The sequence below is a fragment of the Paenibacillus aurantiacus genome (genome assembly GCF_042431225.1).
GTDB lineage: Bacteria > Bacillota > Bacilli > Paenibacillales > Paenibacillaceae > Paenibacillus_Z > Paenibacillus_Z aurantiacus.
This window is the reverse complement of sequence record NZ_JBHMDO010000033.1, coordinates 184970-200623: the sequence shown is the minus strand read 5'-3', so window position 1 is coordinate 200623 and position 15654 is coordinate 184970. Positions and strand designations below refer to the sequence as shown.

16 protein-coding genes are annotated in these 15654 nt (G+C 57.0%); 8 read left to right on the top strand and 8 right to left on the bottom strand.

All coding sequences use genetic code 11. The features are described 5' to 3' along the window. Window positions 1–35 precede the first annotated feature (35 nt). The 8 genes from ACFFSY_RS19845 to ACFFSY_RS19810 all read left to right on the top strand — a co-directional run bounded on the left by ACFFSY_RS19845 (window position 36) and on the right by ACFFSY_RS19810 (window position 7847). Window positions 36–356: a hypothetical protein gene (locus tag ACFFSY_RS19845; protein WP_377497247.1), complete on the top strand. Its 321-nt coding sequence runs from the start codon at window positions 36–38 to the stop codon at window positions 354–356. Window positions 357–439: 83 nt separating this feature from the next. Continuing rightward, window positions 440–1141 (top strand): DUF554 domain-containing protein, encoded by a 702-nt coding sequence (locus ACFFSY_RS19840; protein WP_377497846.1) that lies wholly within the window; start codon window positions 440–442, stop codon window positions 1139–1141. Window positions 1142–1176: 35 nt separating this feature from the next. Continuing rightward, window positions 1177–1938, top strand: coding sequence for an SDR family NAD(P)-dependent oxidoreductase (locus tag ACFFSY_RS19835; protein ID WP_377497246.1), 762 nt, complete (start codon window positions 1177–1179; stop codon window positions 1936–1938). A gap of 520 nt (window positions 1939–2458) precedes the next feature. Next, window positions 2459–3937, top strand: coding sequence for an Lsa family ABC-F type ribosomal protection protein (locus tag ACFFSY_RS19830; RefSeq protein ID WP_377497244.1), 1479 nt, complete (start codon window positions 2459–2461; stop codon window positions 3935–3937). A gap of 303 nt (window positions 3938–4240) precedes the next feature. Then, window positions 4241–4483, top strand: coding sequence for a hypothetical protein (locus tag ACFFSY_RS19825; RefSeq protein WP_377497242.1), 243 nt, complete (start codon window positions 4241–4243; stop codon window positions 4481–4483). A gap of 104 nt (window positions 4484–4587) precedes the next feature. Beyond that, window positions 4588–4989 (top strand): Rrf2 family transcriptional regulator, encoded by a 402-nt coding sequence (locus ACFFSY_RS19820; RefSeq protein ID WP_377497240.1) that lies wholly within the window; start codon window positions 4588–4590, stop codon window positions 4987–4989. 90 nt (window positions 4990–5079) lie between these two features. Then, a complete protein-coding gene (locus ACFFSY_RS19815; RefSeq protein ID WP_377497239.1) occupies window positions 5080–6561 on the top strand; it encodes an aminoacyl-histidine dipeptidase in 1482 nt (493 codons plus the stop codon). A gap of 284 nt (window positions 6562–6845) precedes the next feature. Continuing rightward, a complete protein-coding gene (locus ACFFSY_RS19810; protein WP_377497237.1) occupies window positions 6846–7847 on the top strand; it encodes a cysteine peptidase family C39 domain-containing protein in 1002 nt (333 codons plus the stop codon). A gap of 155 nt (window positions 7848–8002) precedes the next feature. Here ACFFSY_RS19810 and ACFFSY_RS19805 read toward each other — a convergent pair whose 3' ends face one another. Genes ACFFSY_RS19805 through ACFFSY_RS19770 form a run of 8 tightly spaced genes read right to left on the bottom strand, consistent with a single transcriptional unit; the run spans window position 8003 to window position 15538 of the window. Next, window positions 8003–8821 (bottom strand): ABC transporter permease, encoded by an 819-nt coding sequence (locus ACFFSY_RS19805; RefSeq protein ID WP_377497235.1) that lies wholly within the window; start codon window positions 8819–8821, stop codon window positions 8003–8005. A gap of 2 nt (window positions 8822–8823) precedes the next feature. Further along, window positions 8824–9633, bottom strand: a complete 810-nt coding sequence (locus tag ACFFSY_RS19800; protein ID WP_377497233.1) for an ABC transporter permease — start codon at window positions 9631–9633, stop codon at window positions 8824–8826. Next, a complete protein-coding gene (locus tag ACFFSY_RS19795) occupies window positions 9617–10615 on the bottom strand; it encodes an ABC transporter ATP-binding protein (protein ID WP_377497231.1) in 999 nt (332 codons plus the stop codon). The genes ACFFSY_RS19800 and ACFFSY_RS19795 overlap by 17 nt, the downstream gene beginning before the upstream one ends. Then, window positions 10612–11607: a Gfo/Idh/MocA family protein gene (locus ACFFSY_RS19790; protein WP_377497230.1), complete on the bottom strand. Its 996-nt coding sequence runs from the start codon at window positions 11605–11607 to the stop codon at window positions 10612–10614. Before ACFFSY_RS19790 ends, ACFFSY_RS19795 begins: the two co-directional genes overlap by 4 nt. Before the next feature lie 26 nt (window positions 11608–11633). Continuing rightward, on the bottom strand, window positions 11634–12806 hold the full coding sequence (locus ACFFSY_RS19785; protein WP_377497227.1) for a radical SAM protein: 1173 nt from the start codon (window positions 12804–12806) through the stop codon (window positions 11634–11636). Next, a complete protein-coding gene (locus ACFFSY_RS19780; protein ID WP_377497225.1) occupies window positions 12778–13887 on the bottom strand; it encodes a hypothetical protein in 1110 nt (369 codons plus the stop codon). The genes ACFFSY_RS19785 and ACFFSY_RS19780 overlap by 29 nt, the downstream gene beginning before the upstream one ends. Window positions 13888–13908: 21 nt before the next feature. Continuing rightward, complete coding sequence (locus ACFFSY_RS19775; RefSeq protein ID WP_377497223.1) at window positions 13909–15273, bottom strand: ATP-grasp domain-containing protein; 1365 nt, start codon at window positions 15271–15273, stop codon at window positions 13909–13911. Then, on the bottom strand, window positions 15266–15538 hold the full coding sequence (locus ACFFSY_RS19770; protein WP_377497221.1) for an acyl carrier protein: 273 nt from the start codon (window positions 15536–15538) through the stop codon (window positions 15266–15268). Before ACFFSY_RS19770 ends, ACFFSY_RS19775 begins: the two co-directional genes overlap by 8 nt. Window positions 15539–15654: the final 116 nt, after the last annotated feature.

The following is a 15654-nucleotide window of genomic DNA, read 5'->3' as shown; positions in this document are numbered from 1 at the left end:
GAGCGGTTAATGCTTCGAATAACAGCGCGATCCAAGTGTCGATTAGACGGACAACGCAAGCAGGCCGTCTGAAACAAGACGACGTTACGCTCACGTGCGAGCAGGCGGGCCGCGCAGTGAAGGCTATGGCGAATGCCGGATTGGTTACGGCTGTCCTTGTCATCTTGGATGAGAAGCGGGAGGGCGCACGGACGAAGATCACGATCGAGCGGCTGGCAATTCGTTCGCCAGTCGTCGTCGTACTTCCGATCTCGCCAGGAGCGAAAGGGAAACGTATCACGATCCGGTGTTCCGGACGTAAGGACGATCGAAGTCACGGCATCGCAATTCGGATTTTGAAGCCATTAAGCCTGTAGCTGATGAAGAGGATTTATTTATGCACCTGTTCCTCCTATAATTGAGTAGGCAACCAACTAGATAGGAATGACAGGTGAAGACAGTGGTATTGTTAGGTACATTGGTTAACGGAGCGGCGATCATCGTCGGCACGCTGTTGGGACGCATGCTGCGGGGCATTCCGGAGAGCATGAAGAACACGGTCATGAACGCGATCGGCTTGGCGCTGCTCGTGCTCGGCGTGCAGATGGGCTTGAAGACGGATAATTTTCTTATCGCGCTGCTTAGTTTGGTCATCGGGGCATTGATTGGAGAAGCCGTCAAGCTTGAGGATAAGTTCACGAATGCCGGCACATGGCTGGAGAAGCGGATCGGTTCGCAGGAGCCGGGGGCGATCGCGCAAGGCTTCATCACCTCCAGCCTCGTGTTCGTCGTCGGCGCGATGGCGATTCTCGGCGCGCTGGACAGCGGGATGAAGGGGAATCATGACATTCTGTACGCCAAATCGATCATGGACGGGTTCATCGCCATTGTGCTGACGTCCACGCTCGGCATCGGCGTTCTGTTCTCGGCCATCCCGATTCTGCTATATCAAGGTGCAATCGCCTTGTTCGCCACGCAGATTACGCGTTTCGTGCCAGATGCGATCATGGACGCCATGATTACGGAGCTGACGGCGGCCGGCGGCATCATGATTCTCGGTATCGGCCTGAATCTGCTCGGCATCACGCGCATCAAGATCGCGAATCTGCTGCCCGGTCTCATCGTGGCGGCGGCGATGACCGCTGTTCTACAAGTCTGGTAACCGTAAGTTAGTATGAAGTGGAGAGGGGAAGCTGCATGGAATTGAATTTGACCGGCAAAATCGCGTTAGTGACAGGAGCAAGCGGCGACCTCGGTCGCGTTATGGTCCGCACGCTCGCGTCTTGCGGCGCGGATGTCGTCATTCACTACAACAGTAACGCCGCAAAGGCGGAAGAACTGAAGAACGAGATTAGCGCCATGGGACGCCGAGCGCTGACCGTACAGGCGGACATTACGGACCAAGCATCGATCGAATCGATGAAGACGGCGGCGGAGCAGCTCGGTTCCGTCGATATCGTCGTCGCGAACGCCGTCATTCAGTATTCCTGGACGTCCGTGCTGGAGCAGCCGGCTGCGGATTACCAAGGGCAGTTCGATTCATGCGTCATGCAGAGTGTATATTTGGCCAAAGCTTTCGTGCCGGGCATGATTGAACGTGGACAAGGCGGCCGCTTCATCGGCATTAATACGGAGTGCGCCATGCAGAATTTCGCGAATCAATCCGCGTACGTGGCGGGCAAGCGCGGCATGGACGGCGTCTATCGGGTGCTTGCGCGCGAGATCGGCGAGCACGGCATTACGGTGAACCAGGTCGCGCCGGGCTGGACGATCAGCGACCGGGACCGCGATAAGGGTACGGAACGCAGCGAAAGCTATGAGAGCACCGTCCCATTGAAGCGGCGCGGGACTGATCAAGAGATTGCCAATACAGTCGCTTTCCTCGCCTCCGATCTGGCAAGTTTTATTACAGGTGCATATATTCCGGTATCAGGCGGCAACGTCATGCCGACAATCTAACGGAAGAGAAGCGCCGAGTCCGATTTCCGTGTATGGATTCCAAAAAAAGGGATCGGTAGCGGGTTGAAATCGGACGACAGGCTGTGATAAGATATGGATACTTTTAGGATTGGGGTTGAAGCGGAACATGAAGAAGTAATCTTTCTTGCGACCGATAACAGGAGATAAGACACGGCAGAGCGGCGCGATTGCGTTGTTCGCTAAGAATGCAGGCATGAATAAGCGTTGCGCTTATGCATCATGTTGTATTCCTTCGAGCGATACAAGCCTCGCCGCCAAGAACGGGCGTTTGCCTGTTCGCGATGTTTTATCGGTTATTGGCAAGAAAGTTACGCATTCGTTCCGCTCAATCATCGGTAATCCTCATCCATGACCCGTCTTTGCGCGGGTTGGACTCCGGACTGAAACGCGTTGCGACTTCTATTGAGTTGCGCCAGCCGTTTCACCTTGCCGAAACTATTTGAGCTGCGAGAAGCGTAACCTTCTTGCGGCTCTTTTATTTTTCTAGGGGGGATTACGCATGTCCTTGATTAATGTACGAAATCTGTCCTTCGCGCACGAAGGCAGTTATGATTCAATATTCGAGAACGTCAGCTTTCAAATCGATACTGATTGGAAACTTGGTTTTACCGGCCGGAACGGCAGAGGGAAGACGACGTTTTTGAACCTGCTGCTGGGTAAATACGAATATGACGGCACGATCTCCGCGAACGTTGGTTTTGAATATTTCCCGTTCCCGGTCGCAGACACCGAGCAGAACACGATCGACGTGGTCGGCGATATCTATCCGGACTATCAGCACTGGGAACTTATGCGCGAACTGTCGCTGCTGAACGTGGAGGAAGACGTGCTGTACCGACCTTTCGAATCGTTGTCCAACGGGGAACAGACGAAGGTGCTGCTGGCGGCATTATTCCTGAAGGAGAACCGGTTCCTGCTCATCGACGAGCCGACCAACCATCTGGATATGGAAGCGCGCCAGCTCGTCAGTGAATATCTCCGCGCCAAGAGCGGCTACATTCTCGTCTCGCACGACCGCTCTTTCCTGGATAATTGCGTGGACCATATCCTCTCCATCAACCGGACGAACATCGACATCCAGCGCGGCAATTTCTCGGACTGGTGGGCGAACAAGGAGCGGCAGGACAACTATGAGCTGGCCGAGAACGACAAGCTGAAGAAGGATATCAAGCGGTTGTCGGAAGCGGCGCAGCGCACGAGCAGATGGTCGGATGAAGTGGAGAAGTCGAAGAACGGCACGCGCAATTCGGGCTCCAAGATCGATAAGGGCTACGTCGGCCACAAAGCCGCCAAGATGATGAAACGCTCCAAATCGATTGAGCAGCGGCAGCAGACGGCGATCGATGAGAAGTCCAGATTGCTGAAGAACATCGAGCAAGGGGACAGTCTGAAAATCGCGCAGCTGCCTTACCACAAGCAGCAGCTCGTCGAGCTTGATCGCGTCTCAATCGATTACGGCGGCCGGACGGTATGCCAGGACATCAGCTTCACGATCGAGAAAGGCGACCGCATCGCGCTCTCCGGCAAGAACGGCTCCGGCAAGTCGAGCCTGATCAAGCTGATCTGCGGCGAACCGATTTCGTATACGGGCACCTTCCGCGTCGGAAGCCAGCTCAAAATCTCGTACGTGTCGCAGGACACTTCGCATCTGCACGGCGACCTGAAGGACTTTGCCCGTCAGCATGGGATCGACGAGAGCTTGTTCAAAGCGATCCTGCGCAAGCTCGACTTCGCCCGCGTCCAATTCGAGAAGGACATCGCCTCCTTCAGCGGCGGACAGAAGAAGAAGGTGCTCCTGGCGAAAAGCTTGTGCGAGCCTGCTCACCTTCACATATGGGATGAACCGCTCAACTTCATCGACGTCATCTCCCGGATGCAGATCGAAGAGCTGCTGCTCGAGCACGAGCCGACCATTCTGTTCGTCGAACATGACCGCGAATTCTGTGCGAACATCGCGACGAAGCATGTGCGTTTATAAAGGGGGCTGCCTCCATAACGATTGCGGCTGCTGGGCGTCTTCTCGTTCACAATCAATTCGGTTTCGCTCCCGCTTGGTTTCGTCGTTAGCCTGCTGCTACGGCCGAAGCTCAATGCAGGCGTTAAGCGCGGCGCGTCGGTATTCGGACTAATCATGCTCATCCTCAATTGGTTTCTTTGAAAGGATAAAGTCCGATGAAGTCACGTTATTTGCCACTCTCGTATCAGGTTGGACGTCGGTAAGACGGGCAACACTAGGAAGGATTGCCCATATCGGCCGGCACGGCAGATGGAGGTGGAGAGAATGGCGATTCCTTGGCTGGAAATCGGACAATCGCTAATATGCGGATTGGCGGTGTACGTCGTCTATTTCGTCCTCATGCTCGTGGGGGCGGTAACCGGGCGGGCGATTCCCGCGGTAGGCAAAGTAATGGACGCGTTCAATCCGCGCGTCGAATCGCTCGTCGTAAACGTGCTGTTCGTCGTCGTGTTCCTGATCAGCGCGTATTACATCGTGCTGCCCGAGCTGGAATTGACCGCGCCATAGGTCACAAGGAACGAGCGACTGTCCGCCTCTTGGCTTGACGGTGTCCGGCGACCCAAGCTATGATCGATGGACAACGTCTTTCTACCCGAGGTGACATGCACGCCATGAAATATTCGAAGGCGACGAATTATGCGCTTCATACCATGCTCTTCCTTGCGGCCGCCGCGCCGAATAAACCCGTCGGCGTGCAGCAGCTGGCAGAGCGGCAGGCTGTCTCCCCGACCTACCTGTCCAAGATCTTGACGAAGCTTGTGAAAGCCGGCATGATCGAATCGGCTTCCGGCGCGAACGGCGGCTATCGCCTGCGGCGCAATTGGGAGCAGATCTCGTTCCTGGATATTATCCATGCGATCGAAGGAACGGCTTCCTTGTTCGATTGCAGCCTGGATCATGGGCCCGAATGCCTTGTTCAGCGGGTCGTGCTCGAGGCGGAAGCCAAGATGGAAGCGCATCTGCGCGGCCAGACGCTGGCTCAGCTCGTATCCGAACAGAAGATCGATCATTAGGGATCGGTCTTCTTTGACATGCGCGCTGCTGCTGCGCCCGGATTGTTAACTGTTCCAACCACATTCATGCATTTCCAGGAGGTTATACCGATGAGCGAACAACCAGTATATACAGGGGACAGCCTCGTCCTGCGACATTTCGAAAGATTATCGGCGATTCCGCGCGGCTCCGGCAACGAGAAGGCGATCAGCGATTTCGTCGCGGATTTCGCGCGCGCCCGGAATTGCGAGGTGCTGCAGGACGACCGCTACAATCTCATTATTCGCAAGCCTGCCGCGCCGGGTTATGAATCAGCCGATCCGGTTATTTTCCAAGGCCATTTGGATATGGTCTGCGAGAAGAATAAAGGCACGGTGCACGATTTCACCCGCGATCCGATCCGCTTCCGTCTGGAAGGCGATCTTCTCTACGCGCAGGGAACGACGCTCGGCGGAGATAACGGCATTGCGGTCGCGACGGCGATGGCGATCATTGACACGCCGGACATGGCGCATCCGGAACTGGAGATTCTGCTGACGACGGAAGAAGAGACGAGCATGGGCGGCGCCTTTCATCTGGATGCATCGCCGCTGAAAGGCCGGATGATGATCAACTTCGACTCCGATCGCGAAGGCGTCCTATTCGTCAGCAGCGCCGGTGGCGTCAACACGTATCATACGGTATCCGTCGCATGGCGGGAGGCCGGCGCGGCAGTTGGCGAACCGTTCACGATCGGCGTGCACGGGCTGATGGGCGGCCACTCCGGCGACCATATCATTCACGAGCGGGGCAATGCGAACAAGCTGCTCGGACGGGTGCTGGACGACTTGCGCCGGCACGCGGATTTCGCGCTCGCGGGCGTGAACGGCGGAGCGAAGGTGAACGCGATCCCGCGCGAAGCGGAAGCGCATGTCTATTTCGATACGGAAGCAAGACGCAAAGCGGAAGCGCGCATCGCCGAGCTCAACAAGATTTTGCAGGACGAGTTCCGAGCGAGCGATAGCGGCGTAACGGTCACGCTTGCGCAGGGCTTCGAAGGATCGTCGGACAGCCAGTCCGCCATCCGCGTGTTCGCGGACGAGACGAAGGCTGCCGTCATCCGGCTGCTGTCGCTCATACCGAGCGGCGTGCTGAGCATGGATAAGGAGATTCCGAACCTTGTTCGTACGTCGACCAACCTCGGCGTCGTGACGACCACGGAAGAGACCGTCGTTATGCAAAGCTTGGCGCGAAGCTCGCTTCGTTCGCAGGTCGACGACGTGCTGAGAATGATGGCGACGCTGGCCGAGACGGCAGGATGCCAATTCCGTCAGGACGACTATTTCCCGGGCTGGCCATACCGTGCGGATTCGAAGCTGCGCCCCGTCTTCGAGGCGGCTTACGAGCATCGGTTCGGCCGTCCGCTGGAGATCAAGGCAATCCATGCCGGACTTGAATGCGGCGTGCTGATCGAGAAGATGCCGAATCTCGATGCGGTTTCGTATGGTCCGAATCTGTACGAAATCCACACGCCGCAAGAGCATCTGTCGATTTCGTCCGTCGATCGGTCATGGGTATTTTTGCAGGATGTACTGCGCGAGCTGAAACAATAAGATAGATGCGACAAGCCCTCGTTTCGATCATGAAACGGGGGTGTTTGACATGCTGCCCTGATGTGGGGGAGATAGCCGGAGCTCGGCGCTATATCGCTGAACCGTGACAACGTTCTACAAAAACAACCTCTATCTTTGATGAAGGGGCGAGTTCTATAATTAGTTTGCAATAATGACACGAATTAACAAATTTGGCCGAGTCAGAAGTTCGGGCATGATTAGCGTTGGGAATAGGGGGGAGGGAGCACACGCTTACGGAACAAATCAAATAAAGGCGGGGAGAGATGATGATGATGATGCCGATCGTTCCGATCAGAGGAATTAGCACGACTTGCTTTCAAGATTTGATCATTTCGGTTGCGGCGTACTGGGAACGGGAGCACGCGTTCGTCTTCGCGGAGTCGCTGAACGTCCGGTACGAACCGGCGCCGGGGCGCTTGATTGGCGCGTCTGTCCGGACCGACAAATATACGTCGCTTGATTTGTTGTACCGCTATGCGGGCATGGAGCTGCGTCAGCTCCGTTGTGCTGACGCGGCAGACGCATATCCGGCGCTGCGGTCGGAGCTGGAGGCCGGCCGGCCCGTCGCCATCGAATTCGACGCCTATTGGAACCCATGGGGCAATAAGGCCGCTTATCAGCAAGTACACAGCGAGCATATCTGTCTCGTGGTCGGTCTGGAAGCGGAGACGGGTGGCGGCGTATCGCTTGTCTGCATCGATCCGACCTTCAGCGTTAAGGCGGAACGTCTGCCGCTCGATCATTTCATGAACGGGAATCGGGGCGGGTTGATTACCGTGGAACGGCATGAACCGAGCGTGCCGGAGCCCGTCGAGCTGATGGGCCGTATTGCCGCGAAATATTCGGAGAGCCGCAATGCCGAAGCCATCCATGAGATTGCCGTTGCGATCCGGGAGGCGGGAAGCCTGGCGGAAGAGTTCGAGGGCGTCTTCGATTTCTGGGCCAGCCCTTTGTTCCAGCGATTGGATACGATCTATTACGCGCGACATTACTTAAGCGAGACAGCTGCTTTGCTCCTGGGGGGCGATCCCGAGTCTGACATCCGCCACGAGCTGGAGCGGGTTCATTCGACCAGTCAGCGGCTGACAGCAGAATGGGATATCGTACAGAAACTGCTGATCAAGCATTATGGCGTCCGCGCCGCGAAGAAGGAGGATCGGGCGCTGCAGCAGCTCAGCGGACGTATGGAAGCGAATGCCGAATTGGAAGAGGAGTTGGAGGCTGCTCTCGCTGTGTTCCTCCCATCAGCCTATCCCATTCGTTAGTCTCCGCTAGGCACGGAACGATCCAACGACACGCATGGCTTCGTCAAGAGGCCATGTTTTTTTGTGCGCTCAGCGTGGTGGTGGGGATGCGATTCTCAGGAATGGCAAAAAGACGGTCCAACTCGCGATTGGATCGTCTTCGTACCACATATCGGCTAACTGCTCGCACTTGCATACTGCTTCACGGCCCGCGTCCACAGATAGCGATTGAGCGCCAGGAATAGAATCGGCGCCGCGATGCCCCACGCGATATAGCCAGGGCTCAGCTGACCGAGCACGAAGAGCGGGGAGAAGTTCGTAATCAGGAAGATCGGCAGGACGAACACGCCAATCCGTCTCACCCACGTATGATAGATACCCATCGGCATGTTGTTGAAGTCCCAAAGCGCATGGGAGATCTCCGTCAACGCCCGCGTGCTGACGAACTTGAAGGCTAGCAGCTCGGGGAGCAGGAAGACCGAGTATGTCAATACAACCGCGCCGACGATATAGCCGGCGAAGCTGGCCAAGCTGCCGATGTCAAGCGGAATGCCCATTCGGTGCCAGCCGATGCCGACCATGACGGCGCCGCCCAGCAGATTGGGCAGCGGCATGCCGATGTCGACATGGCGAAGCGTCGTGATGAACTGCAAGGACACCGGCTTCGTCATGAGAAAATCCAGCGATCCGGTTCGGACATGCTGGGACAGATTCATGAAATTGGTCATGAACAAGCCGACGAACAGCCCGGTCATCATCGTATAGGTGCCGACGAACATGAGGATCGAGTCCGGCTTCAAGCCGTTGATCGTCACGCCCGTCCGGTAGACAACGAGCACATAGAGCAATTTCGCGAGCAAATAGCCGCATTCCACGAGGATGCCGGTTACGAAGTTGGCGCGAAATTCCAGCTGCGCGATGAGGCCGTTCTTGATGAAAAGTCCGTAGATCTTCGCGTGCTTGCGCAGCTCGCGCTGCCATTCCGACTGCTTCATACTCATCCTCCCACCGCCGAATACGACTTCATGCCACGCCGCCACAGCAGATTCGCGATCACCGTCAGGATCAAGATCCAGACGAGCTGCAGCGCGATTCCCTGTACGATGCCCTCGAAGCCGAGTTTGCCGTTCATCACGTCGACGGGGAAATTAATCGTATAGACGAAGGGCAGCCAATCGAGCGCCCGGCCGACCGCAGGTCCCAGAATATCCGTCGGGAAGATGCCTCCGCTTACAACGATGACGACGATGCGTGCGGCTTCGAACAGGTGATAGACGTCCGTCAGCCAGAACGATACGGTGCCGATGCAGAAGAAGATCAGAAAGTTGAGCGCAAGCGCGAACACGATAGCAAGCATGAATAAAAGCACGTTCGACACTCCGATGGCGAGCCCGATGTTGAACCGAAGGACGGTCAGCGCAACGGCGATCAGCGCGCCGGAGATGAGGAAGAACATCAGCTTGCTTCCGAAGAAGCAGGCCGCCCGGTAGAAGAAGTAGCCGATCGGCTTCACGATAAATTTGTTCAAGCCGCCGTTCTTGATATCGTCCAGCACATCGTACTCGAAGCCTGTGCCGATCAGCTTGGTGACGACGGCGGCCAGAATCGTGTACGTAATCATCTGGTTGTACGTATAGCCATAGACGACACCTTCAGCGGAGCTTTCGTAGATCGCCGTCCACAGGAAGTATTGAATGACGACCGGGAAGACGGCGCTGACGAGACTGAGCATGAAGTCAAGGCGGTATTCGAGCGAATTCTGGAACCCCATCTGGAAGGACTTCGCATATTTAACCCACGCGTTCATGTTCGGTCCCGCCTTTGCGATACAAGCGCGCAATACCTTCTTCGATCGGAATATCCTCGATATTCAGATCAAGCACCGGCAGCTGCTCCAATATTTTGGCCGTGTTCGTCTTCAATTGCTCGCGATCGACTTCGATTGTCCCCTGGACGCCTTCGTATTCCTTGACAGTGCCGAATCGGGCGAGCTGCTCGCGCGCGACGGACTGATGGAATTTCAGCTTGAGCAGCTTCTTCTCGCTGACGATCTCGTTCACGCTGCGCAGCTCGCCGTCATAGACGAGGCGGCCGTTATTGATGATGATCGAGCGCTTGCACAAATCTTCGATATCGTTCATGTAATGGCTCGTCAAGATGACGGTCAAGTTCGTCTCCTGGTTGTAATATTTCAGGAAATCGCGAATCTTCTTCTGCGACATGAAGTCGAGTCCGATCGTCGGCTCATCGAGAAATACGACCTTCGGCCGATGCAGCAGCGCCGCGATCAGCTCCATCTTCATTCGTTCGCCGAGCGACAGCTTGCGCACCTGTACGCCCAGCAGCTCCTTCACGTCAAGCAGTTCGGTCAATTCGTCGAGCGTGCGGCGGTAGGCGTGTTCCTCGATCTCGTACATGTAGCGGTTGAGCAGGAAGGATTCGTTCGCTGGCAGATCCCACCACAGCTGGTTCTTCTGCCCCATCACGATGGAGAACTGCATCTTCAGCCGTTTGCTGCGTTCCCATGGCACATGGCCGAGCACGGTGGCCGAACCGGAGCTGGGGTGCAGAATGCCGGCGAGCATTTTCAGCGTAGTTGTTTTGCCCGCTCCATTCGGACCGAGGAAGCCGACCATCTCGCCTTCTTCGATCGCGAAGGAGATGCCTTTGACTGCTTCCTTCTCGAGCCGTTCGCGGCGGAACAGATTGCGAAGCGAATGTTTCAATCCGGCTTCTTTGGTGTAGTAGGCGTAAGATTTCGAAAGTTGATCGACCTGGATGGCAATCATAAAGCCTCCTTGAGGGCAGCGGATTGGTAGATCGCCTCGATGAGGCGGGTGCGTGCTTGGACTTGCTCGTCGGGAATGCCCGGACGTAATCCGGCGATGACGTCGGAGAAGAACATTAATTGATTGACGTAATAGTTCTGCGGCTCGAACTCGATCTTGTCTATGCGATTGTCGGCATCGTCCAGAATATCGAGCGTGATCTTGAAGCGGCCGAGCCGGGCGCGGAAGAAATCCTTCACGCGAATCTTGGCTTGCTCGAGCTCGATCCAATGCGTCGCTTGATACGCTTCGTCGAACGAAGCATGAAGCGAGGCGCGCACGCCGCTCGGCAGCGAGAGGGAAGCTTCGAATCGCCAATCGCTGCCATGCGGCCCTCCGAAATCCGATCGTCCCACGAACGAGACGGGCGCAAGGCCGGCAACGGCTTGAACGAACTGCAGCCAATACGGCCCTTCGTCGCGGAACACGCCGCCGCCCAGCTCAGGATAGAAGCGGTAGTTGTCGGCATGGCGCATCGGATGGGAGATGCGCGTCTTGAGCGCCAACAGACGGCCATAAGCGCCGGATTCGATGATTTCTCTCACGCGGCTTTGCCAAGGGTGATGCTGGACCATGATCGCCTCGTGACAGTGGACGCGATTGTCCCGACAGGCAAGGTGGATATCCTTGAGTTCGGCTTCCGTGAGGCAGATTGGCTTCTCGATTAGCAGATGCTTGCCCGCTTCGGCGGCACGGACCGCCCAATCCCGGTGCGCGTGGTTGGCCAATGCGATGTAGACGATGTCGATTGCCGGATCGCGCAGCAGTTCTTCATAGCTGCCGTACGCGTTGGGAATGCCGTGTTTGGCGGCATATGCGCGGGCTCGGGATTCATCCCGGCCCGCGACGGCCGCCACTTGCATATGATCGATTTCTTGGACGGGCTGCAGGATCGATACCGGCGCGATATGCGAGCATCCCAGCAGTCCGATCGTTAGTGGGGTAATAGTCATCGTGACGGATGCGGCTCCTTCTTCGATTATCGGCCGTTCAAATACAGCAGCACGCACTTGGAGCAGACAGGCATCAACCCGCAGCTGAGTTTCTCGCGAACGTCTTGGAAGCCTTCGTTATGCCACACGTCCTGGATACTGTTCTCCGACAGATTCCCGACGGCGAACTCCGGGAACAGCTTGCACGTGCTGACCTCGCCGCTTGGCATGACGTCCATCCGCGTGGAGATGGCCAGACACTGCGTGCGGTTTTGCGCCGGCTTTTCCTTCCCGAGCACGAAGTCGCGCACCTCGTGCGTCTCGAGCGCCGGCTGGTAGCGCGGGCGGATTTTCCACGCGCGGGCGTTGATGCGGTTCATCTCCTCGATGAGCGGATCGATCATGGAAGGGGAGATGTTGTACTTGAACGAATGCCAGCTTGCTTTGTGACTGCTGATGCGGTTGGACAGCCACTGGAAATTCTCGTGCACGTACGTATCCATCCGATCCGACACGTCGTCCGGCAAGTACCACGGGAACGTGAAGTAGACGGAATCGACGCCGATCTCTTCGAAGAAGGCGAGGAAATCGTACAGCTTCGGCACCATCGCGTCGCTGATCGTCAGGTGGATGGACACTTTGCCTTTATAAATGCCTTTGCGCTGCAAATCGAGCAGAAGATGCGTCGCGTGCATGACCTTCCGGAACGTGCCGCGGCCGCGTATAGCGTCGTTCTCCTGCTCGAACCCTTCCAAGCTGAGCAGCATGGCCAAATTCTCGGAGATCTTCAGAATCGAATCCATCTTCTCTTCCGTCTGAATCGCGTTCGTGCAGCACGTCGTCCAGCGCGGGTCCTGTTCGAGCAGATCGCACACCTGATCGAATTTGCTGTAATAGAGCGGCTCGCCGCCCCAGAGGAACACTTTGGACTTGACGGGGCGCGTCTCGATCAGAATTTTCTCGACCAGCTCGATGTCCACTTCGCGCTTCTTCTCGGCGCGGTCCATGTCGTGGTGGAAGCCGTCGGCGTTCCATTCGAAGCAATGCTTGCAGCGCAGGTTGCAGCCATTGTTCAGTTTGATGCCGATCTCCTCGGGAATCGTGGTTGCGAACGTTCGGTTCATCTCCCTCTGGCGGCTGGCGACCGACATATTCTTGACCGTGCGTTTGATCCGATCGAACGACTCGCGGTCAAACCGTACTTCTGTTTTCGGCTGCATGATAATTCCTCCCCAAATCGTGCAATTTGTTCCGTTCCCGGGTTAAGTTCGCATGCAACTCCTCGAATATGGCAGTGGAAAAGCCGGATCGGCGCCAATCGTCGTAGGCGATGCCGAAGCCGTGCCGGATCCAAAGATCGGCGTTCTTCTGTTCATGCGGGCCGAACGGTTCGAGGAACACGATCGGCGTGGCGGCCGCCAGCGAATCGACGAGCGTCGAGCCGCCCGGCTTGCTAATGACGGCGATGTCCTGCCTTGTGACATCGAAGAGCAATGGATAGCTCGGATTATTCAAGAAACGCGGCTGCCGGCCGGGTTCGATCTCCGCGAACGGCGGGAACGTATAGTCGCCGCGCTCATCGGTTAGCCAGGGCGACCAGTCGGGATCAACCAGGAAGAATCGTTCGCCTTCGCGGCCGTTCTCCGCTTCTTCGGGATAATACGCCATGATGTCTAGCATAATGCCGGCGTCGCGCAGCTCGGGAATCTTGCTTTGATACGTGCCCATTCCCCAGCCGCCTCCATGAATGAGGCAGGCGCGGCGCCGTTTGGCGAAGGGGACGGGCTCGTCGTCGGTGACATGGATCCGGCTTAGCAATCGCCCGCTCGCGGCATGCATCAGCCAGATATTGTTGTTCCGCTGGCACAAGTCCAAATAATTCTGGAAGGAAGGCGAGTAGTCGGAATCAATGTGGATGATATCGACGCGCGCGTCCGCAAGCCCGTACTCGGCCTTGTATTGTTCGACAATCGGCAGCCAGAAGCCAGAGAAAACCATGAACGCGCGGCGCTCGTCGGCATGCCATCTCGCAAGCAGCGCGCGTACGGCGTCTTCGTCCAGGCTGCTGCGGAAATCAGTCGCGAGCGCAAGCTTCTGTCCCTTCAGCGCGAACTTGAAGCTGTTGTGGAACTCGCGCTTGGTCGAACCGATCTTGCTTTGTTTCTCTGCCTCGATGTAACGCTCCAGCACGTCGATTTCGGTGTTCAGACCGCGCTGCCGCAGCTGGTAATTGAGCTTGACCGCCGGAATGTAGACGCCCAGCGCGACGCCCGAGCAGAGCAAAGTAATCGTATTTGCCACAAGTGACGCCTCCCATGCAGGTCAATTGTAGATCGTGAATCGCCGCGCTTGCAGATGGTCGCGGAATCGTGCCATCAGCCTTGAACGTTCGTCTGGATCGCTCGCCACGATGGACGCATAGCAGCGGCCTTTGAACAACTTGCCCGCTGTTACCGCTGCAGACGGGGCGCCGATTCGCGAAGCGAAGCAGAACGCATTGGCGGACAACGGAATCACCCCGTATTCGCGTTCCGGCACGAACAACAGCTCCGCGCGCTCCAGCTCCTCCAGCCAAGCGGCGTAGTCCAGCTCATGTTCATATCCGACGGATAAATACGTGAGCGCGCCTTGCAGACTCCGCTTAGCCAAATGCCGGTCGAGCCCGGCGTTAATGAGTCCCATCGATTGCCTGGCGTTCACTTCGACGATCGGGACGAGTTGGCCGCCGGCCAGCAGCATGGAATCGACACAAACGCTGCCGTAATAGCCCTCCCTGGCGAGCTGCGATCCGACTCGCTTCATCGCCTCGAAGTAGCCGAGCGCTTCCAGGCGATCCATGAAATCACGATCTGCCGTGACGGAACCGAGATAGGCGAGCCCGTTATTGTGCATGATCTGCACCGAGACGAGCGTCCAATCGCCGTCCGCGCCGACCGTGAACTGGCAGGAGAAGTCCGTCTCCTTCTGCAGGAACGGTTCCATCAGGAAGCAGGTGGCGCGTCCGCTCCGTTCCTGACCGTCGACGTGTTTGACAATGCGCCGAAGCAGCGGGGCGGAGGTAACGAGCATATTGCCTTTGCCGGATACGCCGTAAGGATCTTTGATGAGGAAAGGCCCTTCGCTCAGCATTCGCTCGCCGATTCGCGCAAGCTGCTCCGCGCTGTCCGCGACGGTTCCCGGGGGACGAAGTCCCAGCGTCTCGTACAGATGATTCGAATAAATCTTCGAGTTCACCTTGCGAACGACATCGTTGTTCGGCAGCTCCGCATCGAGTCCATAACGCTCGACGAACCGGTCCAGCTGGGGAGCGACCGCATACGCGTTTAACTTGGATCCGGGGGGAAGCATCCGCTCGATGACCTCGCGAGCCTCCTCGGCTAATGCCAGCTCGAAGACAGAAGGCGGCGAGTCCTCGTGATGAGCATAAGAAGCAAGCGGAGCATGATTGGCATCGAAACGAAATCCGAGCTTGCGCAAATAATCGTGCTGTGCGTTATGCATGCCAAAGCGCGTCAAGAGCGTGCCGCCTTCGCCGCAGAACGGGAAGAGCAGCTCATCCATGGCGCCGGCGATGAAGGCGCGCTCCTTATCCGGTACGAACGGAAGTTGGCTTGCGTTCGGATCGCGCCAGAAGCGCTCCGCATCGAACGTGCCGGCGGCAATCGTCGCGGACGCCGCGTTAGACATGCTCCACCGCCATCCTGGCAGCGATGTAATCGCCGAGTCGGCGGATCGAGGCGAGATGGTCGAAGTCGAACTCCTCGAAGTCGATCTCCAGCGAGAAGGCGTCCTCAAGGCTGAGAATAAAAGTGATCATCTGCAGCGAGTCGAGTCCGATATCGTTGATAATATCGGTGTCAGGCGTCATCGCGGCGGCAAGTTCAGGATTTCTGCGCACTTCGGCGAGCACGCGCTTAATGGTTTCGATCGTATCAAGCATGGTTTCATTCATCGCGGTCAGCTCCTCACGAATTGATTAGTAGCGGGAGGGGGACGATCATCGTCACGCTGCCATGCGGTCTGCCCTAGGCGGAAGATGCCTCTAGCGGATGCTCCGAATACGTCCGT